The sequence below is a fragment of the Cnuella takakiae genome, from assembly GCF_001953305.1.
Lineage (GTDB): Bacteria > Bacteroidota > Bacteroidia > Chitinophagales > Chitinophagaceae > Flavisolibacter > Flavisolibacter takakiae.
On the sequence record NZ_MTFE01000010.1, the window covers coordinates 4,224,697 to 4,229,834 of the forward strand.

General features: G+C 51.4%; 3 protein-coding genes. All 3 read right to left on the reverse strand.

Annotated elements, in window-relative coordinates; genetic code table 11:
• Window positions 1-2: 2 nt before the first annotated feature.
• The gene (locus BUE76_RS18095) at window positions 3-230 is read right to left on the reverse strand and encodes a CDGSH iron-sulfur domain-containing protein (RefSeq protein ID WP_073043438.1); all 228 of its coding nucleotides are present in this window, start codon (window positions 228-230) and stop codon (window positions 3-5) included.
• Window positions 231-592: 362 nt separating this feature from the next.
• Complete coding sequence (locus tag BUE76_RS18100; protein WP_073043440.1) at window positions 593-2,437, reverse strand: glycoside hydrolase family 2 protein; 1,845 nt, start codon at window positions 2,435-2,437, stop codon at window positions 593-595.
• A gap of 274 nt (window positions 2,438-2,711) precedes the next feature.
• On the reverse strand, window positions 2,712-4,772 hold the full coding sequence (locus tag BUE76_RS18105; protein WP_073043443.1) for an alpha-ketoacid dehydrogenase subunit alpha/beta: 2,061 nt from the start codon (window positions 4,770-4,772) through the stop codon (window positions 2,712-2,714).
• Between the last annotated feature and the right edge of the window lie 366 nt (window positions 4,773-5,138).

Here is a 5,138-nt window from a genome sequence, read left to right on the forward strand (position 1 = left end):
TTTTATTGGGCTGGCTTCTTCGGAGGCAGGGCAAATGCTATTGCATCGTGCTCAAAATGGCCCTTGTGTGAACCATCGCAAAAAGGTTTGTTTTTGGACAAACCGCAACGGCAGATCGATACCAGGTCGCGTCCGCCAAGGTCATATTTATTTCCGTCTTTATCTACAATTTCAAACTCGCCTTCCACGCGGAGCGAACCGTTGTTGTTTACCGTAATCTTTGTTGCCATGTTGGGATTCGTTTGCTGCGAAGATAGTGCAGGTTATGATTGTGCAATTTTTCAATGATGTGGCCAAACGAGAAGCTGCGTGGAACAATTGCCGGCTTATATTCCGTTAAGGCAGTTCAAACTTTCCAGCTTATTATTTTCCCTTCCCGATTATTTTGAACAAACCTACAAGCAGGAGGAGATGCCGAAACAAGTTCGGGGTGAAAGAACCTAAGAACACTGCCATCCAAAAGCACATCGGGATTTTCTGCACTTCTCGGAGTACCCGTAAATACAAGGAGGTGCCGAAACAAGTCCGGCATGACCGAGCCAGGAGGGAATTGATTTTCCTACTTACCTTTTAAATTTTTACCAATCACCAATCACTCCTTCCGATCCCGCCACCTGAGCAGGTTTTCCGGCACCTTGAGCTGCCCGGTTTTGCCATCAATCAAGCCATTTACTTCATCCTCGATATCGGTAGCCTGGGTATACACATCACCGGCAATGGACCGCTGGCGCATCTCGCGTTTGAAATCGGTGATATCGGCTGCACGGGCACTGTTGTCCTTGGGCCCGCCATAATCGGAAAAGCCAAAACCGCCCCATTCACTAACAATCAGGGGAATATGCCTGCGGTAAAAAAATGGGTCACCTACAACAAGAGGAAATGCAGCCACGCCTTCATTCTGACCAGCTACCAACTGGTTGAGCATTTCCTTCCACCGGCCGAGTTCGGGTGTGTAGAGGTGGGCCGTCAGCAGGTCGCTTTTCAGGCGGCCTTCGTAGGAAATGTGGTGCCAGCCGTCGTTATCAACTACCAGAAACTGCGGTTGGGCAATCTGCATGTAGTGATAGATATCGACAATGTACTTCCGCGTTTCCGGGTTGGTAGCAATATCCTGTGCGCCCCAGTCTTCGTTGTACAGGCTCCAAATCACTACTGATGGGTGGGTACCAATAAGGGCCAGCATCCGCATCAGTTCTTCTTTATGCGCCTGCCGGCTGCGTTCGCTGGAGCGGTGCGGGCTGGGCACTTCTACCCATAACATCATACCCATGCGGTCGGCAAGGTTGTAAATGCGTGGGTCGATACCGGCAATATGTATGCGCACCAGGTTGCAGCCCAGCTTTTTCATGGCATACATATGTTTTTCTATTTCCTCGTAAGTAGCCGTACCAGGTTGATACAAAATACCATCGAGGTAAACCGATTTGTTATTGAGGTAAACGCAACAGCCGCGGGCTTCAATTTTCCGGATACCAAAGTGGGTTTCTATTTCGGCCACATAGCCATCGCGGTCAATCAACTGAGCCACCAGCCGGTAAAGGTTGGGAGCTTCCGGGCTCCAGTTTTGGGCATCGGGAATTTCCAGTACCAGTCTTTGGTTCTTCTGGCCTGCTTCCAGTTTTATGGGATAGGTATCCTGCGCCAGCGGCTGGGTGCTGTGTCCGTTCTGGTCATACACTTTTAGCCTGATTACATACTGACCCGGATCGTGGATGCGGGTGGTCAGGTTGAAACGTACCATTTTATCTTCCACGATACTCACCACGCCCACACGGCTGCGGAGGCGGTTGCGTTCTACGGTTTCCAGCCAGATGCTGCGCACCGCACCAGTATAGGTTTGGTACCAGATGCCGCCCCGTTTGTATACATGCGATTCCTGTTTACCCCTTGGAATATCGGCATCCATGGTATCGGCAATACGAACGGTAAGCCGGTTTACCGGGCGCAGGATCTCCTGGCGCAATTCAAAGGAAAACGAAGTGTATTCACCATAGTGCACCTCCTCGCCTTCCACCGTTTTCAGGGGAATGCCATTGAGCCAAACTCGGGTTTCGTATCCACAAGCGCCAAAGGTGAGCTGGAGCATGCTGTGCGGGCTGCCGCTGTCCATATTGGCAGGGCGGGGAGTCGGAAATTCGCGCTCATACCAGGCCACCACGGTATCGCTCCACGATTTGGTTTGCTGCCCCTTAGCCTGCGCCAGGTGCTGCTCGATGGAACCCGGCCAGTGGGCATTATCGGTGTACTCGTAGCCCAGGTGCCAGCCATCGTGCAAACCCCGGTCGTCGGGATCTATTGCAAAGCGCCATTCGCCATCCAGCAACATAAAATCCGTGGGCCGTATTACCGCACGGGGCAAGGGATTGATGAAATTTACATCTTCATACTGCTCTTCCAGTGACCTTCCAAGTCCGTAATTGGGGTGTGTAGCATCCATATGCCGGGCTTGATGCAGATATTGGACCAAGGGAACCGCGGATTTGTATGATTTGAACGAAAGGCTATGAACTTTTGATCATTACTCAAAAGGTGCGTTACCAATTTATATCCGACGATATTCCTCCTGAAGGCGTTTAAAATGGAACGACCTGTGGTACTTTACTGGATTGAAGCGATTTGAACTGCGCAATCTGATTCGTATTAGAAAACGTCACCTTATTGCTGCCAAAGCCACTTTCCAATCAATCATTTCAAATCAAACTACCCTGTGGTTACTGGTCCAATAATACCCCCACCCTTTCCCGCACTTTTTCCGCACTGGGCAGCATGGCATTTTCAAGGCCAACATTGAGGGGTACGGCAGGCAGGTTCAAGGCGCCCAGCACCTCCACCGGAGCATCGAGGTAAGAAAAACAGGCCTTGCTGATGCGGCAGGCAAGGGCTTCGGCAAAGGAGTTCTGCGCCTGCTCCTCGGTAAGCACCAGGCATTTACCATGACGGCGAACGGTGGCAAAAACAAGTTCTTCATCTAGTGGGAAAAGTGTGCGCAGATCAATGATGGCTACCTGCCCGGGGAAATAGACCGCAGCTGCCTTTGCCCAGTACACCCCCATGCCATAGGTAATGATACAGAGGGTATTGCCTTCCTCCAACGCCGGATCGCTTGCATCCAATACCACCGCAGCTTTTCCAAAAGGCAGGATATAGTCGCGGTCGGGTTCGGGAGTTTTTGCGGCTTCCGTGCCCGGCACCTTGCTCCAGTAGAGGCCTTTGTGCTCCAGCATCACCACCGGATTGGGATCATGCCAGGCAGCCTTCATCAATCCCTTCATATCGGCAGCATTGGATGGATAGGCCACTTTTATCCCTTTAATGGACAGCAGGGTTGTTTCCACGCTGCCACTGTGGTAGGGCCCGCCACCGCCATAAGCACCAATGGGCACCCTGATAACAGCACTGACCGGGAATTTGCCGCAGGTCAGGTAACAGGATTTAGAGATTTCGGTAACCAGCTGGTTGAAACCCGGGTAGATATAATCTGCGAACTGGACCTCTACAATCGGCTTTAATCCCACGGCACTCAGCCCCACCGTAGAACCAATGATATAGGCTTCCTGTATGGCCGTATTGAACACCCGTTGCGATCCGAACCGGTCGGCAAGGGTAGCCGCCTCGCGGAAAACGCCACCAAGCCTTAACCCTACATCCTGGCCATAAAGCAGGCACTCGGGATGGGCTTCCATCAGTTCGCGGATGGCAAAAAGCGCAGCATCTACCATCAACACTTTAGCAGCACCTGCGGGCTGGCGCACCCCGTTTTCCTCATTGATGGGTGTAGGCACAAAAACATGGTGGGCAACAGAGCGAGGGTCGGGCTCAGCAGCGGCTACCGCCCGGGCAAAATCAGTAGCAATGGTTTCCCTGATCTCCGTTTCCAAAGCTTCTACCACCGCATGGGGATAGCTACGTAAAATGTCGGCCCTCAGCTTGGGTAAAGGGTCAAAGGAAGCATGCAGGTCCAGATCTTCGGGGGTCCGGTAAAACTCTTTACGTACCCCGCTGGTGTGATGGTTGAGCAGGCAAACCCGGGCATGAACCAGCCAGGGTTGCGGATTGTTGCGCACCTGTTCTACCACGCCGGCCATGGTATCGAAAGATGCCCTGAAGTCAGTACCATCTACCTGCACCCGCTGCAACCCCTTAAAGCCGGCTGCATAGTCAAAGGCATTCATAGCCCTACCCTCCTTTGCTGAAACGGAAATGCCCCACTCATTGTCCTGCACCAGGTAGATGATGGGTAGCTGGTGCAAAACAGCGAATTGAATGGCTTCGCTCACCTCTCCCTCTGTTACCGAAGCATCACCCAGGGAACATACCACAACCGCAGGCTCACTACACTGGTCTACTGTCCATGGACCATGGATCATGGATTGGTACTTCAATCCCTGTGCAATTCCTGTTGAAGGAATGGCCTGCATGCCCGTGGCGCTGCTTTGGTGGATGATCTTTGGTTTGTCTGCATCCCGCGAATTGGGATGACTGTAGTAGCTGCGGCCACCGGAAAAAGGATCATCGGCACGGGTAAGCAATTGCAGCATCAGCTGGTAGGGCATCCATCCCATACCCAGCAACATGCTTTCATCGCGGTAATATGGGCTGACCCAATCCTGTGGTTTTAGCTGAAAGGCAGTTGCCAGTTGTATGGCTTCATGTCCGCGGCTGGTAGAGTGCACATAGCGGGTGATGGTACGGTTTGCCTCGTAGGTTTCGGCCATCACCGAGGCGCTGTACATCAGCCGGTAGGCGTACAGCAGGGTGTCGTTGGTAAGCATCAAGCAAGCATTAATCGTTAGCAGCAAAGAAAGGGAAATATGAGTGAGGAGGGACGAGTAATGAGTGTTAGATTATTGATTAATCATTATTGATTATTGAATGGAAGCAGTACCGGGGAATGGGCACCAAAATGGTTTAAAGAAGTCAGGGAAACCGTGGAAACGGTTGACACCATTTCCGTAGCTGCTTTCTCCCTACGGTTAAAACCGTTGGCTAATTATTACCAGCTGAATACCAACCGGATAAAAAAGCAAAGAGCACCACGTATGCGGTGCTCTTCAAGCTTCTTGTACTATCTTAGAAAATTCACTAATCACTAATCACTAATCACTAATCACTAATCACTAATCACTAATCACTAATCA

Bases quoted from the DNA above. Each gene is read 5' to 3' on its own strand.
- BUE76_RS18095 (WP_073043438.1), bottom strand. From the start codon at position 230: ATGGCAACAAAGATTACGGTAAACAACAACGGTTCGCTCCGCGTGGAA.
- BUE76_RS18100 (WP_073043440.1), bottom strand. From the start codon at position 2,437: ATGGATGCTACACACCCCAATTACGGACTTGGAAGGTCACTGGAAGAG.
- BUE76_RS18105 (WP_073043443.1), bottom strand. From the start codon at position 4,772: ATGCTTACCAACGACACCCTGCTGTACGCCTACCGGCTGATGTACAGC.